The 25,715-nt window shown below is 34.3% G+C and carries 22 protein-coding genes; 5 read left to right on the top strand and 17 right to left on the bottom strand.

The window, feature by feature from the left end; genetic code table 11:
• Nucleotides 1-67: 67 nt before the first annotated feature.
• The 5 genes from CAR_RS03660 to pepA form a co-directional block, all read right to left on the bottom strand.
• Nucleotides 68-3,115, bottom strand: a complete 3,048-nt coding sequence (locus tag CAR_RS03660) for a DNA translocase FtsK (RefSeq protein ID WP_013710363.1) — start codon at nt 3,113-3,115, stop codon at nt 68-70.
• Nucleotides 3,116-3,318: 203 nt separating this feature from the next.
• Entirely contained in the window at nt 3,319-3,930 is a 612-nt protein-coding gene (gene ytpR, locus CAR_RS03655; protein WP_041556149.1) for a YtpR family tRNA-binding protein, read from the bottom strand.
• Nucleotides 3,923-4,417 (bottom strand): universal stress protein, encoded by a 495-nt coding sequence (locus tag CAR_RS03650; protein WP_041556148.1) that lies wholly within the window; start codon nt 4,415-4,417, stop codon nt 3,923-3,925. Before CAR_RS03650 ends, ytpR begins: the two co-directional genes overlap by 8 nt.
• A gap of 33 nt (nt 4,418-4,450) precedes the next feature.
• Complete coding sequence (locus CAR_RS03645; RefSeq protein WP_013710360.1) at nt 4,451-4,768, bottom strand: thioredoxin family protein; 318 nt, start codon at nt 4,766-4,768, stop codon at nt 4,451-4,453.
• 24 nt (nt 4,769-4,792) lie between these two features.
• Nucleotides 4,793-5,872 (bottom strand): glutamyl aminopeptidase, encoded by a 1,080-nt coding sequence (gene pepA / locus CAR_RS03640; protein ID WP_013710359.1) that lies wholly within the window; start codon nt 5,870-5,872, stop codon nt 4,793-4,795.
• A 177-nt stretch (nt 5,873-6,049) separates the two neighbouring features.
• Between pepA and CAR_RS03635 the strand changes: the two genes are divergently transcribed.
• The gene (locus tag CAR_RS03635) at nt 6,050-6,388 is read left to right on the top strand and encodes a PepSY domain-containing protein (protein WP_013710358.1); all 339 of its coding nucleotides are present in this window, start codon (nt 6,050-6,052) and stop codon (nt 6,386-6,388) included.
• Between the two features lie 48 nt (nt 6,389-6,436).
• Here the strand turns inward: CAR_RS03635 and trmB are convergent, their stop codons facing one another.
• The 5 genes from trmB to CAR_RS03610 form a co-directional block, all read right to left on the bottom strand.
• Entirely contained in the window at nt 6,437-7,087 is a 651-nt protein-coding gene (gene trmB, locus CAR_RS03630; RefSeq protein ID WP_041556147.1) for a tRNA (guanosine(46)-N7)-methyltransferase TrmB, read from the bottom strand.
• Between the two features lie 122 nt (nt 7,088-7,209).
• Entirely contained in the window at nt 7,210-8,004 is a 795-nt protein-coding gene (locus tag CAR_RS03625; protein ID WP_013710356.1) for a phosphotransferase family protein, read from the bottom strand.
• A 418-nt stretch (nt 8,005-8,422) separates the two neighbouring features.
• Nucleotides 8,423-9,283 (bottom strand): D-amino-acid transaminase, encoded by an 861-nt coding sequence (gene dat / locus CAR_RS03620; RefSeq protein ID WP_013710355.1) that lies wholly within the window; start codon nt 9,281-9,283, stop codon nt 8,423-8,425.
• 111 nt (nt 9,284-9,394) lie between these two features.
• Nucleotides 9,395-10,621: an ABC transporter permease gene (locus CAR_RS03615; RefSeq protein WP_013710354.1), complete on the bottom strand. Its 1,227-nt coding sequence runs from the start codon at nt 10,619-10,621 to the stop codon at nt 9,395-9,397.
• A complete protein-coding gene (locus CAR_RS03610; RefSeq protein WP_013710353.1) occupies nt 10,618-11,355 on the bottom strand; it encodes an ABC transporter ATP-binding protein in 738 nt (245 codons plus the stop codon). The genes CAR_RS03615 and CAR_RS03610 overlap by 4 nt, the downstream gene beginning before the upstream one ends.
• A gap of 193 nt (nt 11,356-11,548) precedes the next feature.
• Here CAR_RS03610 and CAR_RS03605 point away from each other — a divergent pair, with 193 nt between their 5' ends.
• The 3 genes from CAR_RS03605 to CAR_RS03595 all read left to right on the top strand — a co-directional run bounded on the left by CAR_RS03605 (nt 11,549) and on the right by CAR_RS03595 (nt 13,639).
• Entirely contained in the window at nt 11,549-11,980 is a 432-nt protein-coding gene (locus CAR_RS03605; protein ID WP_013710352.1) for an HIT family protein, read from the top strand.
• Nucleotides 11,980-12,333 (top strand): YtxH domain-containing protein, encoded by a 354-nt coding sequence (locus CAR_RS03600; RefSeq protein ID WP_013710351.1) that lies wholly within the window; start codon nt 11,980-11,982, stop codon nt 12,331-12,333. Before CAR_RS03605 ends, CAR_RS03600 begins: the two co-directional genes overlap by 1 nt.
• 304 nt (nt 12,334-12,637) lie before the next feature.
• A complete protein-coding gene (locus tag CAR_RS03595) occupies nt 12,638-13,639 on the top strand; it encodes a peptidylprolyl isomerase (protein ID WP_013710350.1) in 1,002 nt (333 codons plus the stop codon).
• Nucleotides 13,640-13,712: 73 nt separating this feature from the next.
• On the opposite strand, the gene CAR_RS03590 is transcribed toward CAR_RS03595, so the two are convergent.
• From CAR_RS03590 to CAR_RS03570, 5 genes are all read right to left on the bottom strand, one after another.
• Nucleotides 13,713-14,681, bottom strand: a complete 969-nt coding sequence (locus tag CAR_RS03590) for a 3'-5' exoribonuclease YhaM family protein (RefSeq protein ID WP_041556146.1) — start codon at nt 14,679-14,681, stop codon at nt 13,713-13,715.
• A gap of 34 nt (nt 14,682-14,715) precedes the next feature.
• The gene (locus tag CAR_RS03585; RefSeq protein WP_148229438.1) at nt 14,716-17,559 is read right to left on the bottom strand and encodes an ATP-binding protein; all 2,844 of its coding nucleotides are present in this window, start codon (nt 17,557-17,559) and stop codon (nt 14,716-14,718) included.
• Nucleotides 17,543-18,787, bottom strand: coding sequence for a metallophosphoesterase family protein (locus tag CAR_RS03580; protein WP_041556145.1), 1,245 nt, complete (start codon nt 18,785-18,787; stop codon nt 17,543-17,545). Before CAR_RS03580 ends, CAR_RS03585 begins: the two co-directional genes overlap by 17 nt.
• Before the next feature lie 126 nt (nt 18,788-18,913).
• Entirely contained in the window at nt 18,914-19,258 is a 345-nt protein-coding gene (locus CAR_RS03575) for a YlbF family regulator (protein ID WP_013710346.1), read from the bottom strand.
• Between the two features lie 103 nt (nt 19,259-19,361).
• A complete protein-coding gene (locus tag CAR_RS03570) occupies nt 19,362-21,506 on the bottom strand; it encodes a PBP1A family penicillin-binding protein (RefSeq protein WP_041556144.1) in 2,145 nt (714 codons plus the stop codon).
• A gap of 483 nt (nt 21,507-21,989) precedes the next feature.
• On the opposite strand from CAR_RS03570, the gene CAR_RS03565 reads away from it, so the two are divergent.
• A complete protein-coding gene (locus CAR_RS03565; RefSeq protein ID WP_013710344.1) occupies nt 21,990-23,327 on the top strand; it encodes a hemolysin family protein in 1,338 nt (445 codons plus the stop codon).
• A gap of 79 nt (nt 23,328-23,406) precedes the next feature.
• On the opposite strand, the gene CAR_RS03560 is transcribed toward CAR_RS03565, so the two are convergent.
• Together CAR_RS03560 and CAR_RS03555 are read right to left on the bottom strand one after the other, a co-directional pair.
• Nucleotides 23,407-24,360: a DHH family phosphoesterase gene (locus tag CAR_RS03560; RefSeq protein ID WP_013710343.1), complete on the bottom strand. Its 954-nt coding sequence runs from the start codon at nt 24,358-24,360 to the stop codon at nt 23,407-23,409.
• Nucleotides 24,361-24,372: 12 nt separating this feature from the next.
• Complete coding sequence (locus CAR_RS03555) at nt 24,373-25,704, bottom strand: DRTGG domain-containing protein (protein WP_013710342.1); 1,332 nt, start codon at nt 25,702-25,704, stop codon at nt 24,373-24,375.
• Nucleotides 25,705-25,715 lie beyond the last annotated feature (11 nt).

Below are 25,715 nucleotides of genomic sequence, written 5' to 3'. Positions count from 1 at the left end.
TTGCTACAAGTGTACTTTAAACTAATAAAAAAAAGAGAGAAATTATTTCCTCTCTTTTTTCAACTTGTTATAGAAATTTTTCTTCATAATCAGCTTTAGTCAAAAATACCTCACGTGGTTTAGAACCTTTATTTCCTGATATAAAATTTTCGTTTTCTAAGGATTCAATCAAATTAGCTGCTCGATTAAATCCTATTTTAAATTTCCGTTGAAGTGCTGACGCTGATATTTGCCCCTCAGAAACAATAAACGGAAGAACGTCTTCAAATAATTCATCTTTTCCTTCTACTGATTCTAATTTAGCCATCAATGACTCTGGCTCAAAAAGATACCTTGCAGGTCGTTGATCTTTTACATGTCTAACAATTCGTTCTATTTCTTTTTCAACATACGTTCCTTGAACACGTATTGGACGACCTGATCCATTTTCTTGGAATAGCATATCCCCTCTACCAAGAAGTTTTTCAGCTCCACCTGTATCTAAAATTGTCCGCGAGTCTACCTGACTAGATACCATAAAGGCTACTCTAGTTGGAATATTGTTTTTTATTGTTCCAGTAATAACGTCTACACTTGGACGTTGTGTAGCCACAATTAAGTGGATACCTGCTGCTCTAGCTTTTTGCGTAATTCTTGCAATAGAATCTTGCACATCGCTACTGGCCACCATCATTAAATCGGCTAATTCATCGATGACGATTACAATATAAGGCATTTTCAATCCGAAATCATTATGTTCTTCTGCTTTTTCATTAAAGCGTTGGATATTTCGAACTCCTGCAGCTGCTAATTTTTGGTAACGTTCTTCCATTTCATTTACTGCCCATTTTAAAGCTTCGCTTGCTGCTTTAGGTTCAGAAATAACAGGAGAAAGTAAATGTGGAATTTCATTATAAGGAGCTAGCTCAACTGCTTTTGGATCAATTAAAATCAACCTAACTTCGCTTGGTGTAGCTTTGTATAATAGACTCACTAAAAGAGAATTAATAAAGACACTTTTTCCTGAACCTGTTGCTCCCGCAATCAAACCATGAGGCATTTTATCAATAGTAGAAACAACTGCTTCTCCTGCTATATTAACCCCAAGTGCAACTGTTAAAGGAGAATGGCTCTCTTTAAATTCTTTACTTTCCATAACTTCCGATAGCATCACAGGTCTAGACTTTTTATTCGGAATTTCAATACCTACTGAACTTTTCCCAGGAATAGGAGCTTCTATACGAATATCCTTTGCCGCTAGCGAAAGTTTTAAATCATCAGATAGGTTCGTAATTTTGTTAACTTTTACGCCACGACCTAACTGAAGCTCAAATTGAGTGACTGCTGGGCCAATCGTCCAACCAATTACTTGAGCATGGATATTAAAAGCATCTAATGTCTCATTTAATATTTCTGCTTGTTCTAAAACCCAATCGTCAATTGCATTTGGTTCAAGTTTTACAGGACGAAGCAAAAGATCTACTGATGGGAACATATAATTTTCATCATATATTTCTTCAGTCATTTCCAATGATGGAGCGGTGATTTCACTGTTCATCTCTACAGTATTTTCTATTTCATCTTGGTTTGACTCTTCTAAATTGTTGCTAGAATTATTTTTTTCAATGGAATCGATAAGAGTTGTTTCTGGTTGTGTTTCTGGTTGTGTTTCTGGTTGTGTTTCTGGTTGTGTTTCTGGTTGTGTTTCTGGTTGTGTTTCTGGTTGTGTTTCAATGATTTCTTGAGATTGTTCTAGTTTTTCAGTTTGTTTTAAATCATTAGTTGGAAATGTTTGTTTATCTAGATAATTCATTCGACTTAGTGCTGCCATAAGTTCCATATTTTCTATTTCTTCAGAACTTTGAACTTTAGGTTTGCCAGAAATCCGGGTTGATTTAATAGAATGTTTTGCTTTTTTTGGTAAGGCTTCCCCTTCACCAAAATACCTTGCTACATTTTTCCCGCGATTAAGTCGAACATTTTGCTCTTCCTCGATCATGCCAGCTAAAGAACGAGATAACCCACGTTTTTTCTTTGTAGAATTTAACGAGCTCTCAACAACCGTTGATTCAGAACTACTAGTAGTAGCTTCTATATTTTCATCAGATACTTCTTGTGTTATTTCTACTTCTTGTATTACCTCTGTTTCTTGAATTACTTCTGCTTCTGATACTACTTCTACTTCTTGTATCGTTTCTACTGCTTGTAGTATTTCTACTTCTGGTAGTGCTTCTACTTCTTGTATCGTTTCTACTGCTTGTAGTACTTCTACTTCTGGTAGTGCTTCTGCTTCTGGTAGTGCTTCTGCTTCTGGTAGTGCTTCTGCTTCTGGTAGTACGTCTGCTTCTGGTAGTACGTCTGCTTCTGGTAGTACGTCTGCTTCTGGTAGTACGTCTGCTTCTGGTAGTACGTCTGCTTCTGGTAGTACGTCTGCTTCTGGTAGTACGTCTGCTTCTGGTAGTACGTCTGCTTCTGGTAGTACGTCTGCTTCTTGAAGTGCTTCTACTTCTTGTATCACTTCTACTTCCGGAAGTGCTTCTGCTTCTTGTATTGTTTCTACTTCTTGTTCCTCTTCTGTATGTACAAAAGACTGGTTTGATTCGTTCAATAAATGCTCTTCAAATAGCAAGAAATCTTCTGGTTTCTTTTCTAATTCTAAAAGAATAGTTGTGTAATTGGTTTCTTCACTTTTCTTATTGGATCTCTCTTGAAAGCCATAATAAGGAGAAGGAATCTTTTGAACTTTAAAAGGAGTCGAACTTCTCCCTTCTTGAAATGGTGTAGCTATATGTTTTAACGATTCTTTTGAATAAGTCGTTTGTTTAATTCTTTTCTCAACTTGTTTTTTCTGTTTCTTTAATTCATTTTGCTTTTGTTGTTCCTCTTTCCCAATAGTTGAAAGGTAATTTCTAACAGAATTATTGTCTTTTTGAAATGTTGTAAAATCAATCCTAGAACGTTTTTCTTCTTTTTTTATTGCTTGTTTAGTTGGTTGACTATCCTTATTTTTTAAATGGGAAGTTTTAAGAGACTCTTCCTTATTCGTTGCGTTTTCAGCATCACGATAGAAAGGGAATTTGAATTTTTTTTGGCGATCTTGATTTTTTTCATAACTAGGTCCATCATATTTGGGCATGATGACCCTCCTTTCCTACCTTACTACGAATCTTAGTTTACCATAAAAAATAGAGTGATTATAGGTACATTCTTTAAGAAACACATGATATCTTTTTAAAACAGACACAAAAAAAAGACTTTACAAAAAGCCCACTTTCAAAAAATACATTTCTTGTTTTTTTAAAAGTGGGCTTTTCAGTCTTTTTCAGAAATTAATTCAACTTAATTCAATTGAAATTGTTCACCTGTTACAGCAGAATCTGGCAAAACTAAAATACCTTTTTGTTCTGGAATACCTGTTAAGTTTAATTCTCGAGCTGAACAAATCATACCGTGACTCGGTTCTCCTCTTAACTCTCCATCCCATATAGCCATTCCGTTAGGCATCATAGCACCTACTTTAGCAACCACAACTTTTTGGCCTTTAGCAATATTAGATGCCCCACAAACTATTTGAAGCATTTCTCCATTATCTACCTCAGTTTGCGTAATAGATAAATGGTCTGAATCAGGATGTGCAACACATTCTTTTACTTCTCCGATTACAAATTTTGGAGATTCATCTGACTCCAAAGTATCAGAAAATCCAACCATAGCAATTGCTTCATTTAAACTGTTTATGTGTTCCTTAGTCAAAAATACTTGCCCAGTTCCCTCAATAGCAATAAATCTAGAACTATTGAAAAAATTATAACCAACTGTTTGATTGGTCTCTTCTTTAAAAATACGAACAACATCCTGATTTTTTTCAAAATTTTGTTCTTTAGGTTCACTATTGTCTAACATAACAATAAGAGTGTCCCCAATGCCTGCTTTATTATAAATACTAATCATTATTAACTTCCTCATCTTGTTTTTTATTTCGTACAACCAGAACATCGCATGGAGCATGTCGAATAATGTGTTCACTTACACTACCCATCATCCATCTTTCAACAGCATTCATACCCGTTTGCCCAACCACAATCAAATCTACATGATACTCATTCGGTATACCTTGAGTTAATTCTATTTTTGGAGCGCCTTGTACCATGATTGTTTCCACGTTTTTCAGATTATGTTTAGTAGCTCTTTGTTTATACTCTTTTAAAAGATTTTCCATAATTTCCTTGTCTGTATCAATTCCAATTGCATCTATAGCAGTTATACCCGCAGTATCTATCATTCCTAAAGCATAAGAGTTTACATCAAAAACGTGAGCAATAATTAATTCACTATTGTTTCTTTCCGCTATTTTAATAGCCTTTGTAAGTGCGTTTTCTGAAGATTCACTTCCATCTACTGCAATCAGTATACGTTGGTATTGTTGTGTATCTAACATAATCACATCTCCTCTTATCATTTTAGTTATTCATTAAAGGGCCGCTATAAACTGCTCTATTTCTTCTTTAGTTTTGCGGTCTTTGTTTACAAAGCGTCCAGTCTCTTCTCCATTTTCAAATGCCACAAAACTAGGAATTCCAAAAATAGACAAATCGCCACAAAGATCAATAAATTTATCACGGTCGACTTCTACAAAATCAATTTCAGAATGGTTTTCGATTATTTCAGGCATAATAGGTTTGATAAATTGACAATCCCCACACCAATCAGCAGTGAAAAAGAAAATCATTTTTCGTTTGCTTTCTTTAACCATTATATAAAATTCCTCAACGGTATTTAATGATTCCATTTTTTTACCCCTCTCTGTATTCAACTAATTATTTTTCATAATCGTTTCAAATGTACTACGATCTAATGTCCGTGCAACTTGCACCACCATCTCTTTTGCTGCTGCATAATCATCTATATGAAAGACCGTTTGATGCGTGTGGATATAACGAGCGCACACCCCAATGACTGCACTTGGAACCCCATTATTCATTTGATGAGCTGCACCAGCATCTGTACCGCCTTTAGAAACAAAATATTGATAAGGGATATTGTTTGTTGCTGCAGTATCCAGCAAGAACTCACGCATTCCTTTTAATGTAATCATTCCTGGATCTTGGATTCTCAATAAAAATCCTTCTCCAAGATGGCCAAATTTAGTTTTATCTCCTGTTAAGTCATCCGCAGGTGAACAGTCTACAGCAAAAAACAAATCTGGTTTAAATTGATGAACGGCTCCCTTTGCTCCACGCAAACCAACTTCTTCCTGAACGTTAGCGCCAGCAATTAGTGTGTTCGGAAGCTGCTCCCCTTGTAGTTCTTTTAAGGCTTCGATAACAACAGTTGTACCATAGCGATTATCCCAAGCTTTGCTTAGAATTTTTTTGCCATTAGCCATTTTTATCGTTTCCACATCAGGTACGATTGCATCTCCTGGACGTACACCAAATGCTTCAGCTTCTTCTTTAGAATCAAAACCTGCATCAAATAAAATATCAGCGATATCTAATTTGCTCCCAGCTCCATCTTTGCCTCTTAATAAGTGAGGCGGAACAGAGGAAGAAACACATGGATAGTCGCCTTTAGCTGTTTGAAGTGTAAAACGTTGTGCTGAAACTACATACGGATTCCATCCACCTAAAGGTACTACTCTAAATAAGCCTTGTTTTGAAATGCTAGCTATCATAAAACCAACTTCATCCATATGAGCTGCTACCATAATTTTCGGTGCATTTTCCGTTTTACTTTTGCGGATTCCAAAAATACCTCCAAGACCATCTTGCTGAACTTCATCTACTAATGGAGTCATTTCTTCACGCATAATGTCACGCACACGGTGTTCAAAACCACTCGTTCCTTGTGCTTCGGTTAATTTCTTGATTAAATCAAATGTATTATCTTCCATAAGTATTTTCCCATATAGGTTCTCTTTCTTCAACCTACATGATCTATCCCCCTTATAAACTCTATTTATTCTATTATACCTTAAATCAAATTAATTTTAAGAAGGAATGCTTTAATTTCATTTATTTTTAAACATGGTATACTATAAAAAATAATATTAGATTGGGGAGTTTATTAAATGGCATGTAAAACAAAAGAAACAACACCATATATTTTAGCTGGCGGCTTACTTCTTGGAGCTGGATTAACTTGCGGCTATTTTCTTCATAAACTAATCACTGCAAAAAAAGCGATCCATGGAGATACCATTCTAAATTACGTAAAAAAAATATTTCTAAAAGAAGGACCTGTAGAAGGTTCATGGATAGAATTACAAAAAGTTCCTTTACAAAAATTTGCGCTTAAAACAGATGTTTATTATGGTGGAATTTCAAGAATTGAAGAAGACCAATTAGTTCAATATGAATTTATCGCAGATGCTTACACAGGTAGTATTTTAGATTTATATCGCATCTAACAAAAAAAAGCGTTAAAACAAGAATCAATTCTTGTTTTAACGCTTTTTTTATTTGGTTTTTTTAGGAAATTTTGCTACAACACGGTAAATCCGACTGCCTCTCGAAGAAAACTTTTCTTCATATTCAGTCCTGACATTTCCTTCAAAGTCACTCTCATGTAAGTTTAGCCATACTTGTTCAAGTGTCATGCCATACTTTGAAAAACTGCTCAATGAATATTCGAACAAACCTTGGTTATCCGTTTTAAAATGAATTTCGCCTTCAGAAACAAGGATTGTCTCATAACTTTCTAAAAAGCTCTTATACGTTAGACGTCTTTTTTCATGACGTGTTTTTGGCCATGGATCAGAAAAGTTTAAATACACTTGATCAACTTCTCCTTCTGCAAAATATTGGGTTACAGAACCTCCATTAACGTGCAGCAATTGAAGATTCGGCAAATTTTCTTCAATCAATCTATCTAGTGCAACAACTATGACACTCATCTGAAGTTCAATACCAATGTAATTGATTTCGGGGTGCAGCTTTGCCATTTCAGTGATAAAACGACCTTTTCCTGTACCAACTTCAATATGAATGGGGTGATCATTGCCAAATCTTTCTTGCCATTTTCCTACCCAACTATCAGGTTGTCCTGGTATATACTGAGGAAATTCAGCAATTTTTTGTGGTGCATTTGGTTTATTTCTTAAACGCATATCCTTATTCTCCATTCTTTTTAGTATTCCATTATTTTTTTACTATTTACATAGAAAAATCCTCTTCAAAAACAGGAAGAGGATTTGAATAAATGCTAGAACTAGGTATAGTTAATCGTTAATTAAAAAAAGTAATTTTGACCTTGATAAAGAGTTTGTAACATAATAATGTCTTTATTCATTTCATGGAACCTGGTTTCGCTATGGTGTTTTTTTGTTTGAATCAAATAATTCATCAATGCATACCACATAATACGCGTTTTCAACTCTTCTGTTAGCTCCGTATCATAGTGAACTAACCAATCAACCCAGTTATCTTTTGGTACATATTGACAAAGCAACATACTCAGATCCATAGCTGGATCACATAGCATTGCTGAATCCCAATCAACTAGATAAAGACGGTTCTCATCTGATAAAAGCCAGTTTTTTCGGTAAATATCTCCATGACAAACTTGTGTTTCAACTATATTCATTAATTCTACTTCAGCTTTTAGTTTTTTTATTATTCGTGATAGTAACGGATGATTGTATAAATCTAAAGGCAAATTTTCTTCATACTTTTGAATTAATTGATCAGGAGTAACAATTTCACCGCCTACACGAGCAAGCATTCTTCTCAATGTTGCAGAATTATGTATTCGACTGATGAGTCTTGCTACCTCTGGTGAGGACATTTCTGTTTTAGAAAGTGCTCTTCCGTTTAACCACTCTTGAGCGGTTAGTACATCTCCATTACCAATGCGTTTTGTCCACATCAATCTTGGCGTAATTCCCTCAACAGATAATGCAGCTAAAAAAGGTGAAGAATTTCGCTTCAAAAAAAGCTTTTCTTCTGCCCTTGTACCCATATACGCTTGTCCGGTGTCACCACCAACGGGATGCAATTTCCATCCAGAATCTATTTCAAAATCCATACCAAATCATTCCTTGCTTTATATTCTGAAACATTTCTACACAGACGTGAAAAGCAAAACGGGATTGCAACATCTTATTCGAATAAGCGAAAAAAGTTTAAACCCGTTAAACCAATAGCACTAAATCATTTATAGTTTACCCGTAAAGCCAGACAAAAAAAGGACAGATATCACAAAAGACATCTATCTTTCTGTTCATTTTCTATTTTAGATAGAATTTCTTTCTACGTCAAGCGTATATACGTTCTTTTTCTACAATTATGTTTATTTTGTTTCTATGAAAACGGATGATAGAAGTTGGCACGAGCCGTTCATTACATTTTTATTTCAATTCTTAGCATCCTAGTTTTTTTAGTGTAATTTTTTCTACAAAGAAAATCAGCCAAACAAAACAGTTCAGCTGATTTCCTTATGATTTCTATCTTATTTGTCCACACTCTGCTTCAACGGCATCAACGTATAACTGTTGTAGTTTTTCAACAACGGCTCCACGTTTTCCATGTCCCACAGGATTTCCATCTATACTTATGATTGGCATAGCTTCCATCGTTGTACTTGAAGCAAATACTTCATCTGCCTCTTTCAAATCTTCTATAGTAAAGGCTTCTTCCTTAACTAACATTCCTGCTTTTCGAGCAACCTTTAACAACATTATTTTAGTAATTCCAGGTAGAACAAGATTACCATCTGGATGTGTATAAATAGTGTCATCTTTGATCATCCATACATTTGAAGAAGAACATTCTGTAACGATACCATCACGGTGCAAAATCGCTTCATCTCCACCTTTTTTATGGGCTTCATGCTTAGCCATTATGTTTCCCAGTAAACTAATTGATTTAATATCGCATCTCAACCATCTCATATCAGGTACGATAAAAGCAGTCATCCCTTGATCCATTTTTTCTTGATCTCGCGGAACAATCGTAGTTGTAGCCGTAAATACTGGCGGTACTAACTCTGGATCAGTATATGTGTGATTTCTGGGAATTCCAATTCCTCTAGTTAATTGCATGTATACATTACCTGTATCAATACCATTTTCTTCAATCAATTTACTTAAAAGCTGTTTTAATTCGTCTTTTGTAAAAGGCATATCCAGTTCGATTTTTTCAGCACTTGAAAACAACCGATCTACATGTTCATTTAATGTAAAGAACTTGCCATTATATGCTCTTACGACATCATAAATCCCATCTGCAAATTGATAACCTCTGTCTTCCATATCAATTTTAACTTCACTACGTTCCACAATTTTATCATTCCAAATAACTTTCATTCTTTAGCCTCTTCCTTTAAAAAAGTAATACCTGTTAAATTTTTTTCTATCATATCAAAAATCATGACACTTTGCATTCTTAACATTTAATTTTTTGAACTCACTTTATTATTAATGCTGTAATTTGATCATTTTATTTATCCGTAACGGTAAATAAAATTGACAAAACCCTAGATTAAATGCTGTAGCAATGACTCCTAAAATTAGTACTTCTATAAAGGATAGGTAAGAAACAGATACACCGATAATCAAAAAACCTTCAATCATCATAAGTATCAGCATCAATTTCTTTATAGCCTGAAGTTTGTTGGTTTTCTTTACAGGGTATACAACAGTTAATGACAGGTTATCAAAATGAAAATAAAGTGGCAGCAGTTGGAAGCCGGTCAAGTATAGGAATACAACCGTTAAAAAGAGACTTAGTATAAACGATTGTCCTAAACCACTGAGCAACATAGCAATAACAACCAAGCGAACGTACAAGCCACTATATTCAGTTCCCCTCACAAATGCTCTAGCATACAGATAATAAAAAACATTTTTGTGGTTTTTTTGGATTGGATTTAAAAAAATATCTAAATAAGCTCTTCTTTTAACAGATCCCTTTAATGCTGGAATATCAGTAAACAAGTTAATAAACTGATAAATCCGCTTCATTCGATTTGTTTCATCTTTTATCATTTTTTCCCACTGATAGGTTAATGCAACATTCTTTTGATTCGCTAAGAAGCGATAACTTACAGCTACGACAACAGCTCCTACTAATCCAACTATAGGACTAATAAATAGTGCAAGACTTGATACAATCAAATAAATGCCAAATAAAAGAAAGCGTACTTTAATCCATTCACTTGTTTCTTTTATTTTCAAATTGAGGACTTGAGCATTGAGATCAGTCTCTTTTAAAATAATCAACATCATTACAAAATAAAACATATCAGAAAAAGCAAATCCAGACATTGCAACTAGTAATGGCATTAATACAGCCACAGCTACTAGAATGACAAAACTAGGCAGCCACAAACTTCTCCATTTAGCCTGTTTAAAATACTCTTCCATAGCTTTTTCTTTAGGTAGCATAAATACAGCATCCGCTGGTTGAATAAGTGTCGCTAGCTTACCAATGCTTAATACTACTGTAAAAACGATAACGCCTATTAATTGCCCTCTTACATCATAAGACGTTAAGGTTTTCAGATAATTTGAATACGCGTATCCCATCGCACCGACTAAAAATAAACACACAATGACAAAATGATCATTAAATATATATTTTAAGTATTTCATCATTTTCTTTTGATGTTTTTTTACTCGTTGCTTCCAAATCTCTATCATCATTTACTATCCTCTTCTTTTGTTAATTGAATGTAAAGCTCATCTAACGTCGCATCGGGCATGTTAAAGGTATTTCTTAAATCCTCCAGAGTCCCTTCAGCTTTTACTTTACCTTCATGTAATAAAACAAATCCATCACATTGTCTTTCAGCTGTTGCAAGTATGTGAGTAGACATTAAAATAGACGCACCTTGTCTTTTCATCTCTTCCATAAGTTCCAAAAGGGCATTAATGCCCAGAGGGTCTAGTCCCACGAACGGTTCATCAATGATGTATAAGCTCGGTTCCACTAAAAAAGCGCAAAGAATCATAACTTTTTGCTTCATTCCTTTAGAGAAATTAGCTGGAAACCACTCTAACTTATTCTCTAATCTAAATGTTTTTAATAATTTATCGGCACGTTCATATGCTGTTTCGATTGGTATATCGTATGCCATTGCTGTAATTTCAATGTGCTCTTTTAAAGTTAATTCTTCATATAAAACTGGCGTTTCAGGAATGAAACCGAATTTTTTTCGATAGTTTTCTTTATCGTTCTTTAAGGTTAGACCATCAATACTGATTTCTCCTTTTTGAGACTGTAACAGACCAATAATATGTTTTATAGTTGTACTTTTGCCAGCTCCATTTAAACCGATTAATCCAATTAATTTACCAGCTCCTACTTCAAAAGATACATCTTTTAATACAGGAATCTGACTATAGCCTCCTGTAACATGCGATACCATTAAACTCATAATTAGTTTAGTCCCTTCTACACAATTTATTGTAGTTATTGTACCACAAGAACAAGAGAGAATCTTTTTGTTTTAATGTGTTACCGTTTCACTTTCCTTGACTTTTATGATACATTTATTAAATAAGAGAATGTATTTCTCTATTAATTGCGCCTTATATATAAAGATTTCGCAGTAGAAAGAAGGATTCTAAATGGCAGACTGTATTTTTTGTAAAATTATTAATAATGAAATACCGAGCAGAAAAGTTTATGAAGACAATGATGTAGTAGCTTTTTTAGATCTTACTCAAGTAACTCCAGGTCATACATTAGTTGTACCTAAAAAACATGTTGCAGATGTTTTTGAATTAGATGAAGAATTAGCGGCTACTATTGGCAGTAAAATTCCTAAAATTGCAACAGCGATCAAGAAATCCAATCCTGCTATTAAAGGAATGAATATCGTTAATAATAATGGAATCGTTGCTTACCAATCTGTTTTCCATTCACATATACATATCTTGCCTCGCTATGACGAACAAGATGATTTTTCTATTCATTTCGGTGATCATTCTGGTAATTTCACCACTGAAGAATTAGATAGTATTGCAATAAACATAAAAAGCAAATTGGAGGGATTTTAATGTCTAATCACTTTATGAATGGGTTAATTTTAGGTGCTGCAGCTGGAGGAATATATGGTCTTCTTAAGTCTCCGCGTACTGGTAAAGAAAATAGAGCTGTATTAAAAACGTATGTTGATGATACAACTGTATTAGTAAATGATGTATCTAGAAGTGTCAATGACTTAAAAGGAGCCATTGCTCAATTAACAAATGAAGGAAAAACATTAGCTGAAGAATTTACACAGGATGTAAAAGAATCTGTTGATGAATTTTCCTACGAAGCTGAACCTCGTATGCGTCGGATTCAAGAACATACTGAAAAACTAACCGCAGATATGGAAGATTTAACTCAAAGTATAAAACAAGCATAGTCCGTTACATTTAATAATGGAGTTGAGACCTAAAAGTCTCAGCTCCATTTGTTTACCTAAATACTACTTTAAAGAACTACTTTAATTATTTGCAAAAAAAGAACATTTTATAGCAGTACTTGTCTATTCCATCTGATTTTTTTCAAAAACTCGTTCGATTGTGTTTTTTTTGTGATTTTTAATTGACTTTAAACTAAATAATGGGATTTTAGTTTTTTTTATACAAATGAGTATGGTATATTTATATTTGTCATTAGGAAATAGTTTGGTAACGTAAAATAAAAGAAATGGATGTGTAAGGGAAATGAAAAAATTATTATTAGCTACAGCTACTATCTTAGCCGGATTAACAATTGCTGGTTGTTCTGATAGCACTGTTGCCTCATCAACTGCAGGGAAAATTACGGAAGATGAGTTTTATGAAGCAATGAAAGAAACCGTTGGAACAAGCATGCTTCAACAATTGATTATTGAAGATGTTTTAACTGATTTATATGGAGATAAAGTTACAGATGAAGTAGTAGACAAACAATACGCTACTGAAGAAGAAACTTATGGTGGTGCTGAAGCATTTGAATACATCATGCTACAACAAGGTTATACCGCTGAAAATTATAAAGACACGATCCGTTTAAACTTATTAATTGAAGAAGCAGTAAAAGACAAAACAGAATTTACTGAAGAAGAAATTCAAGCTGCTTACGACGCTTATGTCCCACCTGTAACAGCTGCTCATATTCTTGTAGAAGATGAAGAAACTGCAAAAGACCTTATCACTCAAATAAATGATGGTGCTGACTTTGCTGAACTTGCTACTGAAAACTCAGTAGATACCGCTACTGCTCCTAATGGTGGAGAAATAACGTTCTCATCTGGAGAAATGGTTCCTGAATTCGAAGAAGCAGCTTATGCTTTAGAAGAAGGCGAAATGACAACTGAACCAGTTGCTTCAGAATATGGTTTCCACGTTATCAAAATGATTGAAAAACCTGAAAAAGGAACACTTGAAGAAGAAACAGATACAATCAAAGATCAATTATTAACAGCTAAATTAGCTGATAGTGCTGCTATTCAAGAAGTAATTTCAGGTATTATGCAAGATGCAAATATCATTATTGATGATAAAGATCTAGCTACTGCAATGGATGCTTACTTGGCTCCTAAAGAAGACTCTGCTGTTGAGGAATCTACTACTGAGGAACCAGCTGCTGATAGCTCTGCTACTGAAGAGTCTACCACTGAAGAACCAGCTGCTGATAGCTCTGCTACTGAGGAATCAGCTGTAGAAGACTCTGCTGCTGAATAATCATTAGTGTCTCTAGCAACATTAAATAACTAAATAAAAAAAGGAGTTAGGATTAATATCCTAACTCCTTTTTTTATTTACTATCAGTTGTTTTTTCTGATTCATTAGGTTTGTAGAATGTCCGATTGTCTAATCCAAAAATTCTTTCTGTAAACATCCCTGGCTCTGTTCTATTTAATGTCGAATTTAACATGTTTATAGTCGCATCTAAATTATCGATCATATATAAAATTTCAGCTTCTCTTAACTTTGGCCTAACCGGAGAACCATACTCAAGTAGTCCGTGATGAGCTAATACCATATGCTTCAAAAGCAAAACATCTTCACTTTTTTCATCAATTTTTAGAGCAAGACAAGCTTTTGTAATTTCTTCATCTACTATCACAATATGTCCTAAAAGATTTCCTTCTAAAGTATACTCTGTAGATATTGGTCCTGACAGTTCAATAATTTTGCCCAAATCATGTAGGATAACACCAGCATAAAGTAAAGGTTTGTTGATATCTTCATATTGAGTCGCTATTGTTTTTGCAATTCTTAACATAGATACGGTATGGTAAGCTAGTCCACCAGTAAAAGCATGGTGAAATCGTTTAGCTGCTGGATGTTGAAAAAAAGGTTTTTGATAATGATTCAATAAATAACGTACAATCCGATTCATATTCGCATTTGTAATCTCAAATAATGTATCATTTATTTCTTCCATCATATCTTCTTTCTTTAATGGGGCTCTTTCAACATATAAATCTGGATTATCTGGATCTCCAGATTTTGTCACTGCAATTTTAAATAGTTTGATTTGAGGATTTCCTTGATAAAGTTCTCTTTTTCCTGAAACTTTTACTACTTTCCCAGCAGTAAATGCTGCAATATCATCTTCTGATGCATCCCAATATTTACCATCCATTTGACCACTTGTATCCTGAAACGTAAAAGCAATAAATTTTTTACCGTTTTTAGCAACTCGAATGTCCGCTGATTTGATTAATAAATAAATGTCGAAGGTTTCATCATTCGTATACTCAAATAATTTCTTTTCCATTTGACTCCCTCTTTCTATTTGCATCTTTACTTTATTATAACATTTCTATCTGCTCTTTTCGAAAAACATCTGTTACAGTTTCATCAAATGTAAAATAAAATACTTGTATGTCTTCACTAATTCTCTGTAATAGTTGATACATCTCTTTTTTTCTTTGCTGATCAAAATTCACAAAGCCATCATCTACTAACAACGGCAATTGAATTAAGTCATTAGCATTTTTTACGAATGAAAAACGCAGAGCTACGTACAGTTGTTCAGCTGTCGCTTGGGAAAGCTCAGAAGCTTCAAATAAAGTGCCATCTTTACGTTGAACCGTTATAGTTTGATCTTTTAAGAAGACTTTTTGATAATTTCTATTTGTCAAAATGGCAAAAAAGTAAGTCGTATCACGTATAGTTGCTGGAAAACGATCTTTCCTAGCTTCAGTTAACGTTCGCTCAATAAGTTCTGCGGCTATTTTATAAGTTGTCCATTCATCAACTAAAATTTGTGTTTCACTCTTTAAATTGGCATATTCTTGCAATAATTCAGAATAAGCTCCACCAACTTCTAAGTTTTTCAATGCGACTTCTGTTTTAATTTTTTTATTTAATTTGATTTCAATTGATTCTTTTAATTGTTGCAGTTTTGCTTTTAAACCTTGGATACTTTCAACTAAAGCAGCCTTATCACGATACTTTTCTAACAATGCACTGTACTCACCAACTTGCTGTTCTAACAAATTTAAACGAGCTTTTTTTGTTGTTAATTCTTCCTCTAATACATATTTTTTCCGGAATTCTTCTTCAGTTTTAACTTTAACAGCATGAAGAAGACGTCTTCTCTTTTGTTCAAACTCTTTTTGTTGCATAATGAGCTGCTCAATATGCTGATGGGATACTTTATGCTGCCTCGTAAGATCTTTTAATTTTTCCTCATCAGCTATGGCTTCTTTAAAAAATTGTTTTATTCCCTCAATTAGTTGTTCATTATTATTCCAATCAACAAAAATAACAGGCTGTAAATACATGATGGATTCTTTCCACTCAACTATTTCATTTTCCATCTGGCTTAATTGTGTTTGTTTTTCATAAATGTTATTCGCTTTTTCTCTTATTGCTTCGAAAATATCCGTTTCTTGCATCAATTCGCTTGTTGAATACTCTAGTGGATAACCACATAATTGTTTCCATGATCGAAATTCTTTTTCAGTTTGAAGTTGTTTATTTTCAGCCTCTTCATATTGAGCCTGTTTCTCATTTAATTCAAGAATGACTTGATCAATTTCTGCAAGTTTTTCTCTCCATTGTTTTCGAATTTCCGTTTGTTGAATATATTCTTCAAATGAATACGAAGTCTCTCTAATCTCTTCTATTTTATTTGGTATTTTAGTTTTTTTAACGATTGACCAAATACTATGGAAAATGAGCCCTAAACCAGCAGTTGTAAGAACTAAACCAATTCCATTAGACATATATAGGCCTAAAATACTTATCAATAACCCGCCTACTAAGTTCGTAAGTGTTCCTTTACTTAATTTTTGCTCACTTTGCTTATCTACTTTATTATACGCACGTGGATCAGGATTATTTTTTTCTAGTTGATCTTCTACTTCTTGATAGGTTTGATTATTCCATAGTCTTTTTTCTAATTTATCGAGTTGATCTCCTAAAGATTCTTGCTGGAAGTTCAAAAACGCTATTCGTTCTGTTAGTAGTTTTATTCTTTGCTCAACTTGAGCTTGTTTGACTTGTAAATCATTTAATTTCAAACGACTCTCCTCAGTCATAATAGCTGGTATAGCTTGTTGTTCCTCTAGACCTAATTGTTGTTTTTCACGCAAAAATTGATGTTGTGTAGCCAAAATGGTTTCTTTAATAAAAGTAGCTTCTTGTAACTTAGCTTGGATATGATCCAGATTGTCCATCAATAGGATCATTTCATCTCTATGTTCAATAAACACTTTAAGTTGCCTTGTTTCCTCTGTTTTATCTCTAAGATAATGCAATTTTTCTTGCTGTTGCGTAATAGTTAATTTAAGTTGATTTATTTCTTGATTGTAATGATTGAGCTGGTACAATCCATCTTTGGGCAATTCTTCGAGCTGTTCTTTTTTTATTTGATGTTGAATATCTTGCATCTCACTAAAAAGTACCCAATTTGATTCTAATTGGTTTAACTTGAATACTTTATCTTCATAATGTGTCCTTTGTTCTCGTAGGCTGATCAACTCTTTTTCAAGATTGTCTTTTTCAAGCAACCAATTCATGTACTGACTATTCTTTTCTTTTGCTAGTTTTACTTGTTTCCTTTTTGCTTCAACATCGGCCATTTTTTTATTAATAACGGTCACTCGTCCATTGGGCTTAAACAACTTACTTGCTTCCGTTTGAAACTTATCTGCAACCTTTAACAGCTGTTCGTTTCCAATTGTTCCTACACTTAAAAAATAACGATTCAATTTTTCACGATTTAATTGTTGGACTTTTTGAAGGCCAGCTAGATTAAAAGAAAATAACGCTTGATAAGTTGCCTTATCCAATCCAGATAATATTTTTTCAAGCCATTCTTCGCCACCCGTTTCTCCACTAGCAAAAGTTACCGTAACCGTGCCGTTTGCTTTTCCTCGTACACGCTCAATTTGAACATCCCCATATTGTGTACCAGTTAAAAAGAGCCTTCCTCCGTATTGGCTGCTACTCTTAGGTTCATATCTTAGCTCAGAACTAATCTTAGAAGGAAATCCAAAAAGAATACTATGAATAAACGACATTAAAGTTGTTTTTCCAGCTTCATTTTCTCCATAAAACACTTGCAAGTTAGTTATATCATCGATTTTGTGGTCTACCCATTTTCCATAACCATATATTTCCATTGATTTAATCTTCAAGGTCATCACTTCTTTCAAATCCAAGTTGATTACGAACCAACTCTTTAGCATCTTTTACAATTTTTTTTCGGTAATTTCCTTCACGTGTTTCTACAACTTCTTCCATTCCGGGGAAATCAAAAAGTGCATTCGTTATTTCATTAAATAAACTTTCTTTTTCAATTTCTTTTTGAATTTGTTCCCATTCATTTGGAAAAATCTTTTGGATAGCTGGTATCCGATTTTCAACTACTGTCTGCAATTCTATTTTGTGGACCCAAACGAAAGTATCGGTTTTTGGAATTTGTTGTAAAGCTTCTATTAATTCACCTTGCTTGATTTTTTTTAGGACTCCTTCAAGCAAATTCTCACTATCCACTAAATGAATGGAAAGGAATAGACTATAGAAATCATTTTTTTGTTCTTCGACAACAGTCTTCAAGACTTTGTAAAGCTCATCTAAACTCTTGATTTCTTTAATTGAAAGGTCAATTGTCTTCCATTGAATCGTTGAAGTCGGTCTAAATTCCATTGACACTCCAGATTCAGTCAATGTTACTAATTCAAAACCTTTTTCTCCACTTTCCTTGCTGCTTCTACCTTGAGTATTTCCAGGATAGATGACAGGTGGATTTTCAGCTAACTGCTGTCTCTTATGAATATGACCTAAAGCCCAGTAGTCGTATCTCTTGCTTCTCAACTCTCCTAATGAGAATGGGGCGTAGTTCCCGTGTTCTGAATCTAGGCCTTCAGAGAAGCCATGTAACAGTCCAATATGATACTTTGCACGTGGGTGTTTTTCTGGATACTCCTTAATTTTCCGTTCAAGGACCCATCTTTTATCGTAACTAAAACCACTAATGGCGACCTCATCCTTTTCCGTTGTCGTATACCATTTTGTCTCCACTGATTCTGTAAATACAACGACATTTCCAGGCATTTCTAAGTGTAACCCAGTATTTTCTATGTAATCATGATTTCCATGCAATAGATAGACTGGTATTTCGGCTTTATTCAATCTTTCCATTTCATTTCGTAAATATGCTTGAGCTTTCACACTGCGCTCATCATTATCATAAATATCTCCAACTAAGCAGATAAAATCCACCTTTTCTTGTATCGCACTATCCACGATTGTAGTCAAAGCTGAAAAAGTAGATAAATAAATAGCATTCCAAATAAAATCAGGTAACATTTTCAAGCCAATAAAAGGGCTGTCCAAATGCAGATCAGCTGCATGAATAAATTTGACCATTGTATCCACTCTCTTCTTTCTTTTTATAGCCTTCAGCTTATGAAGGGCACATACGTTCCTTTAATATCAGAAAAAAAGAACTCACTACTCTTTTATATTAGTGAGTTCTTTTTTGTCCTCTATTTCTTAACCTTGGTAAACATCTTGAACAGGTTTCATAATGATGCGGTTTAAATCTTCGATCAATGTGCTTAAACGTTGTTCAGCTTCCATCAATTTTTTGATAACATCATTTTCTCCAGAAGTTTGAGCTAAGTTTTGAGCTTCAGCGATTTCTTCCTCAGTAATTTGTTCACCCGACATTTGTTTTTGTTGTAATTTAATTTGAACTTCTTGGAAGTCAAAGTACATTTTGCTAGCTGCTTCATCTTTTTTTACTTCATCAAAAGCTGCTACTAAAACAGTGTATTCTTCACTGTCTCTTAATTCTTTTTCTAAAGCATTGGCTGTATCATAAATATTTGCACTCATAGTATATGTCACTCTCCAATTCAAATAATGGTTTCATCTTAATAACTATATCATTTCACACATTATTTTTCCAATATTCTCATCTAAATCACTGACTTTTTTTCTATTGTGTCACTTTATTTTTAAATTGATCAAGTAAGTTTCCAAATTTGTCTTTAACAATATCCGAACCTTCCTTTACTTTTCCGCCAATTGAATCAATTGTGTCTTTTACATCTTGTTTCCAGTCACTAGAACCCGCTTCATTTTCTGCTTCTGCAGCAACAATTTCTTGGGCACTCTCTGTATTGAAAGCTGTTAATTCAGTGTATGGAAGAATATTTTCCATTTGTTTTTTAAATAAAGGTCCTACACCAGTGGAACTACCCGTTGTCATATAATGTTCTTCATCAGTTGGGTCAAATCCCATCCAAGTTGCAACCACAATATCAGGTGTATAACCAACTGTCCATTGATCCGTTGTACCACCCTCGTCATTAAATGTCACTTCTGTACTACCTGTTTTTCCAGCTATCGTAAAACCGGATGGGTTATTGTTCTGTGCTGTTCCATTTGTAAATACACCCATCAGCATGCTCGTCATTTGATCTGCAACTTCTGGAGTAGTCACCTTTTTCATTTCGGGTTCTGTATTGTCCACAACGACTGCGCCTGTGGCATCAACGATTTTAGTAATAAAATGTCCTTCACTCATCACACCGCCATTAGCAAACGTTGTATAGGCACTCGCCATTTGAAGAGGAGAGACTCCTTTACTCAATCCACCTAAAGCTAGCCCTAGATATTCATCCCCTTCAGTTCCTTCTGTTAGAGGGATACCGAATTCTTCAACTTTTTTAAATCCTTTGTTTAAGCCGATCTCATTTAGAAGCCATACAGCTGAGGTATTTTTGCTCTCCGCCAATGCTTGATACATTGGTACTTCTCCTTCATACTCATGGTCAACATTTTCAGGAGTATACTTATCTTTACCATAAGAAATTGGCTCATCAGCTAGCATTGAATCAATGGTATATCCTTGTTCTAAAGCAACAGTATAAACAGCCAGCGGTTTGATGATAGAACCCGGTTGTCTAACCATTTGAGTCGCATAATTAAACCCTCTAAACGTATGCTCTTTTCGACCCCCAAAGATAGCGAAAACTCCACCAGTCTCAGGATCTAATGCGGCAGAACCACTTTCTAGCAATGTTCCATCTGCTGCATTTTGGAATAAATAATCATTTTCATAAGCTAAATCCATTGCGCGTTGGTAATCCTGATTTAATGAGGTGTAAATTTTATACCCTTTGTTTAAGATTTGTTCTTCACTTAAACCATAAGTATAAATGGCTTCATTTACTACCGCATCAAAGTAAGAAGGGTATTGATATCCTTCCTTTTCTGAGTACGCGTCAACTAGTGTTAATCCTTCAGCTTTAATATTATCTACTTCTTCTTGAGTAATGATTTCGTTTGTTGCCATTAAGTCCAAAACAACGTTTCTTCTTGAAATGGCATTATCGTAATCATCAATAGGATTATAATTTGTAGGTGCCTTCAACATACCTGCTATGGTAGCGGCTTCTGATAAAGTTACTTCTGCCGCAGATTTCCCAAAATATTTTTGAGACGCATCTTCGACTCCCCAAACTCCATTTCCAAAATAAGAATTGTTGAGGTACATTTCTAATATTTCATCTTTTGTATACACTTTTTCAATTTCGATAGCTAAAAAAAGTTCCTTTAATTTTCGAATAAACGTTTGATCCAATGTCAGATAAGCATTTTTAGCTAATTGCTGAGTGATTGTGCTCCCGCCTCCGACAATATTCCCGCCATTAATAACGTAACCAACCGCCGCTCTGGCAATTCCAATTGGATCAAATCCGGCGTGTTTATAAAAGCGTTTGTCTTCAGTCGAAATAACGGCTTGCTCAATCGAGTCAGATATATTATCAACAGAAATAAACGTTCCTTTTTGCGAGTACAGGGTTCCTGCTTCTTCATTATTGACATCATAGATCGTTGTTGTTTGTTCTAGACCTGCTTTTAACGTAGATACATTTGCTGTTTTTGCTAAGTACAACAAATAAACACTTGCAACTAAAGAAACAGTTAATATGACCAAAAGGATAATTTTATTTACATGGTATTTTTTCCAAATTCGTTGTCGTATTTTATGAAACTTTAGTAGATACGGTTTTGCCCATTTCCAAAAAGTGAGCAAAGCTTTTTTCAACTTCTCTAAAAAAGAAGATTTATTCATTCGCATTCATTCCTTATTCTTTTTATTCTAAATCATTCTCTATTATACTTAGTTTAGCAAATCAATAATGAAGACACATCCTCCTTAAGTAGGATATGCCTTCATTGACCAATTGTTTATTATTCACCATTTTACTATTTTTTTCTTTATCATTTTACCATATTGATGTAGAGTAAAGTTAAAGACTTTATTAAAATGGAAAAACTGACTGTTTTTTTAATACTAGTTAAAAAAAAAGGATGAGGTGAGACCTTGGGACAGAAAATAGAATAAAGGTACTGATCTATCAAAAGGATAGTTTTATTTATGCAACTATTTCTTTTGGTCGTTTTTCACCTTGTATTTCACCCTCATCCTGAGGAATTTACTAATAATGACCATTGAAATACTCTTTGTATGATGAACTATTTATAACTACAATTCATTGCAAACTATATTACAAGGAGGTGAAGTCTACGCTATAAATTTGGCGTAGACAATAATTTGTCAATTACAACTGGAATCATTGCATTCTTTATTATCTTATTTATCGCAGCATTATTCGTGATGTCAGAATTCGTACTGGTGCGTATTCGCCCTTCAAGGTTGGATTACTTAATTGAAAATGGTGACAACCGTGCAATTCTTTTAAAAGAAATGACACAAAAACTTGATACGTATCTTTCAGCAACTCAATTAGGGGTGACCATCACTTCGTTAGCTATTGGTTGGTTAGGTGACCCTACATTTGGGCGCTTGTTTAATCTTTTATTTTCATCCGTTGATATTCCCTCTTCTGTTTCAACGATTGCTTCAATTACTTTATCTTTTATTATTTTAACTTCTCTTCAAGTTATTATTGGAGAGCTAGTACCTAAAAATATTGCAATCAATAAAACGGAACAGATTGGTTTATTTATCGCTAAACCACTACAGATGTGGTTCCGGATCATGTACCCTTTAGTTTATATATTGAATCGAATCGCAAATAGTATTTCACGCCGAATCGGCATGAAAAATATCAGTGAACCCGAAGAAGGAGTTTCTGAAGAAGAACTTCGTATCATTATGGGTGAAAGTTTAAAGAGTGGCGAAATCAATCGCGATGAATATCAGTTCGTAGAAAATGTATTTGCATTTGATGATCGAATGAGTCGTGAAATCATGGTGCCTCGTACTGAAATGGTGACTGTGTCGACCTCAATGACTTTGAGAGAGATAGCTCAATTGGTAAGTAGAGAACGATTTACACGTTATCCAGTTATCAAAGATGGCGATAAAGACATTGTATTAGGCATCATAAACACAAAAGAAATATTCGCTGTTTATGTGGATGCCGTGGAAGCAAAATTATCTGAAACCTTTAGCTTTGCGGAATACATTAGACCCATCATTTCGGTTATCGAAACGATTCCTATTAAAGAGCTTCTCGTAAAAATGCAAAAAGAACGAAATCAAATTGCTGTTCTTGTAGATGAATATGGTGGAACCAGTGGAATTATTTCAATGGAAGATATCGTTGAAGAAATTGTTGGTGATATTAGCGACGATTACGAAGTAGTTGGTGAGCCAGAAATCAAGAAAATTGGCGATCATCACTACCGTGTTAGTGCTAGGATGTTGATTGATGATGTAAATGACATTTTTGGTCTTTCCATCGAAGAAGAAGATGTCGATACCATCGGCGGCTGGATGATGAATCAAAAATACGATATTTCCATCGATGAAGAATTAACTTTTAATAATTACATCTTTAAAGTTATTAAGTTAGGAAATGGTACCCTTGAAGTTATAGATATTTTAAAAAAGACCCCTCAAGTTGCTATGAATGAAATAGATTAACTTATAGATTTTAGAATAGACAAAAAGAGCCTAGATTAATCAATCTGGGCTCTTTTTATATGCTTTCATTTATCTTTTTTTATTGACTTTGTTCAACAACATGAATCAATTCATGAATGATTTGATCTACTTCAAGCAAATCTTTTGCGTTAGCTCCACTAGCTAATGGGTGACCGCCACCATCATGTTTTTTCGCTACTTCATTAATTACTGGTCCTTTAGACCGTAATCGACACCTGAAATGGCCATCTGACTGTTCAACAAAAATCCCCCATAAAACGACTTCTTCAAGTGAGCTAGGCAATGAAACCACTGCAGAAGTTTCAGCATCTGTTAAACCAAATTGATCCAAGATCGACTTAGTAAGAACGACTTTTCCTACACCAGATGGATGAACTTCTATGTTTTGTAAAACATAACCTGAAAGTTGTGCTACTTTTCGCGACATAGCATTCATTTTCCGATTAATTTCATCCGGTTTAAAAGGAAATTCCATTAAATCGGCAACAATGCGCATCGTTTTAGGTGTAGTTGCTGGATATAAGAAACGACCAGTGTCTCCAACAATACCTGCGTACAATAATTTAGCAGCTGTAGTTGTCATTTTCAATGTTTCTTTTTGTTGAAAACAGAAATCAGCAATTATTTCACTAGAGCTACTAGCATTCGTATCCACTAAAACAATATCTCCGTAAACATCATCATTAGGGTGATGATCTATTTTGACTAAGTTCTTTCCTTGACTGTAGCGTTCATCGCTAATGCGCGGTGTGTTTGCCGTATCAGTTACAATAACTAAAGCTTCTTGGTAATCTTCATCTGAAACATCATCCATTTCAGTTAAATAACTTAAATCTCCAACTGGTCCACCTGCTTTTAAAACTTTTTTAGTTGGAAAACTAGTTTTTATAATTTCTGCTAACCCACCTTGTGACCCAAGCGCGTCTGGATCGGGATTTTTGTGCCTATGAATAATAATTATTTCTGTTTCTTTAATTTTTTCAAGTATTTGATCGTATAAGTTTATAGCCATTCTTTTTCTCCTTTAATTTCTTTGCATCAATTGACATACTACGGTTGCTTTTGCTACTAAAACCGTATCAGTGTAAACCTCAATATCCAACTTAGCGGTTCTTCTACCAATTTCAAAGACACTTGGTCTGATTTCAATTTCACTTCCAAGTTGAACTAGTTTCAAGTAATATAAATTCATTTGTTCTACCATAGCATTTTTCTTTTGGTAAACAACCAAGGTATTTTTTGTTACGGTAGAAATCACTTCACTCAACAATCCAAATGAGAGCGTCCCAACATTATCGGTCATTTGCGGCGTCACTTTAAATTTATAATAAGGGATTTTAGAAGACCATTCTTCTGAAGAAGTTGTTAAAATCTCTATATTTTCATTTACCTGATCAGACAATGTGTCTCCCATTTGCGGCTGACGCTGAGATGATTGCATGGCTTTCATGACATCTTGACGTGAGACAATACCCATAAGTGTTAAATCATCTTCAACGATAGGCATCACTTCCAACCCATCCCAAATCATTAAATGGCCCACACTTGCTACACTCATATGTGTTTTGGCAAATGTAGGATTTTTTGTCATGACTCGTTCAATGCTGACATGATCCTGTTTACCAATAATATCTTTAGCGGTAACCATCCCAATTAAACGCCCTTTTTTATTCACAACAGGAAAACGAGTATGGTGGCTTTCATCATTTAATTTCCGATAATCTAGAACGACTTGATTAGCTGTTAAATACAGCGTTTTATCAGCTTTTGTATAAATATCATCAACGAGCATAATTTCTTTTTTTATTAGTTGATCTGTAATTGCACGGTTTATCAAAGTTGCTACCGTAAAAGAATCATATGTTGTACTTAATACAGGCATTTTTAATTTATTGGCTAATAAGATAATGTCTTCATTGGTTTTAAAGCCACCTGTAATCAAGACTGCCGCTCCACATTCAAGGGCCAATTTCTGTGCATTTTCACGATTCCCTACTATCATTAAGGAACCGGGTGTAATGTATCGCATCATTGCCTCTTCCGTCATAGCACCAATGATAAATTTGCTTAAATCTTTATCTAATCCTTCTTCGCCGCCCAAGATATCGCCGTCTATAATTTTTACGACTTCCCCATAAGTCAAGGTTTCGAAAGTCTCTTTCATTTTACGTTCGATACGAATCGTTCCAACTCGCTGAATCGTTGAAACCAATCCATCATTTTGTGCATCTTTAATAGCACGGTATGCTGTTCCTTCACTGACATTTAAATTTTTTGCAATTGACCTTACTGAAATTTTTTCTCCAACCGGTAATGTTTCAATGTACGTGATGATCTGATCGTGTTTAGTAGTCATTCAATTGCCTC

Source organism: Carnobacterium sp. 17-4 (assembly GCF_000195575.1).
Taxonomy (GTDB): domain Bacteria; phylum Bacillota; class Bacilli; order Lactobacillales; family Carnobacteriaceae; genus Carnobacterium_B.
The sequence above is the reverse complement of the archived record's forward strand: the minus strand, read 5'-3'. Positions and strand labels throughout refer to the sequence as shown.

What these genes read in the sequence shown, in the direction of transcription:
- CAR_RS03660 (WP_013710363.1), bottom strand. Translation starts at nt 3,115, where the DNA reads ATGCCCAAATATGATGGACCTAGTTATGAAAAAAATCAAGATCGCCAA.
- ytpR (WP_041556149.1), bottom strand. Translation starts at nt 3,930, where the DNA reads ATGATTAGTATTTATAATAAAGCAGGCATTGGGGACACTCTTATTGTT.
- CAR_RS03650 (WP_041556148.1), bottom strand. Translation starts at nt 4,417, where the DNA reads ATGTTAGATACACAACAATACCAACGTATACTGATTGCAGTAGATGGA.
- CAR_RS03645 (WP_013710360.1), bottom strand. Translation starts at nt 4,768, where the DNA reads ATGGAATCATTAAATACCGTTGAGGAATTTTATATAATGGTTAAAGAA.
- pepA (WP_013710359.1), bottom strand. Translation starts at nt 5,872, where the DNA reads ATGGAAGATAATACATTTGATTTAATCAAGAAATTAACCGAAGCACAA.
- CAR_RS03635 (WP_013710358.1), top strand. Translation starts at nt 6,050, where the DNA reads ATGGCATGTAAAACAAAAGAAACAACACCATATATTTTAGCTGGCGGC.
- trmB (WP_041556147.1), bottom strand. Translation starts at nt 7,087, where the DNA reads ATGCGTTTAAGAAATAAACCAAATGCACCACAAAAAATTGCTGAATTT.
- CAR_RS03625 (WP_013710356.1), bottom strand. Translation starts at nt 8,004, where the DNA reads ATGGATTTTGAAATAGATTCTGGATGGAAATTGCATCCCGTTGGTGGT.
- dat (WP_013710355.1), bottom strand. Translation starts at nt 9,283, where the DNA reads ATGAAAGTTATTTGGAATGATAAAATTGTGGAACGTAGTGAAGTTAAA.
- CAR_RS03615 (WP_013710354.1), bottom strand. Translation starts at nt 10,621, where the DNA reads ATGATGATAGAGATTTGGAAGCAACGAGTAAAAAAACATCAAAAGAAA.
- CAR_RS03610 (WP_013710353.1), bottom strand. Translation starts at nt 11,355, where the DNA reads ATGAGTTTAATGGTATCGCATGTTACAGGAGGCTATAGTCAGATTCCT.
- CAR_RS03605 (WP_013710352.1), top strand. Translation starts at nt 11,549, where the DNA reads ATGGCAGACTGTATTTTTTGTAAAATTATTAATAATGAAATACCGAGC.
- CAR_RS03600 (WP_013710351.1), top strand. Translation starts at nt 11,980, where the DNA reads ATGTCTAATCACTTTATGAATGGGTTAATTTTAGGTGCTGCAGCTGGA.
- CAR_RS03595 (WP_013710350.1), top strand. Translation starts at nt 12,638, where the DNA reads ATGAAAAAATTATTATTAGCTACAGCTACTATCTTAGCCGGATTAACA.
- CAR_RS03590 (WP_041556146.1), bottom strand. Translation starts at nt 14,681, where the DNA reads ATGGAAAAGAAATTATTTGAGTATACGAATGATGAAACCTTCGACATT.
- CAR_RS03585 (WP_148229438.1), bottom strand. Translation starts at nt 17,559, where the DNA reads ATGACCTTGAAGATTAAATCAATGGAAATATATGGTTATGGAAAATGG.
- CAR_RS03580 (WP_041556145.1), bottom strand. Translation starts at nt 18,787, where the DNA reads ATGGTCAAATTTATTCATGCAGCTGATCTGCATTTGGACAGCCCTTTT.
- CAR_RS03575 (WP_013710346.1), bottom strand. Translation starts at nt 19,258, where the DNA reads ATGAGTGCAAATATTTATGATACAGCCAATGCTTTAGAAAAAGAATTA.
- CAR_RS03570 (WP_041556144.1), bottom strand. Translation starts at nt 21,506, where the DNA reads ATGAATAAATCTTCTTTTTTAGAGAAGTTGAAAAAAGCTTTGCTCACT.
- CAR_RS03560 (WP_013710343.1), bottom strand. Translation starts at nt 24,360, where the DNA reads ATGGCTATAAACTTATACGATCAAATACTTGAAAAAATTAAAGAAACA.
- CAR_RS03555 (WP_013710342.1), bottom strand. Translation starts at nt 25,704, where the DNA reads ATGACTACTAAACACGATCAGATCATCACGTACATTGAAACATTACCG.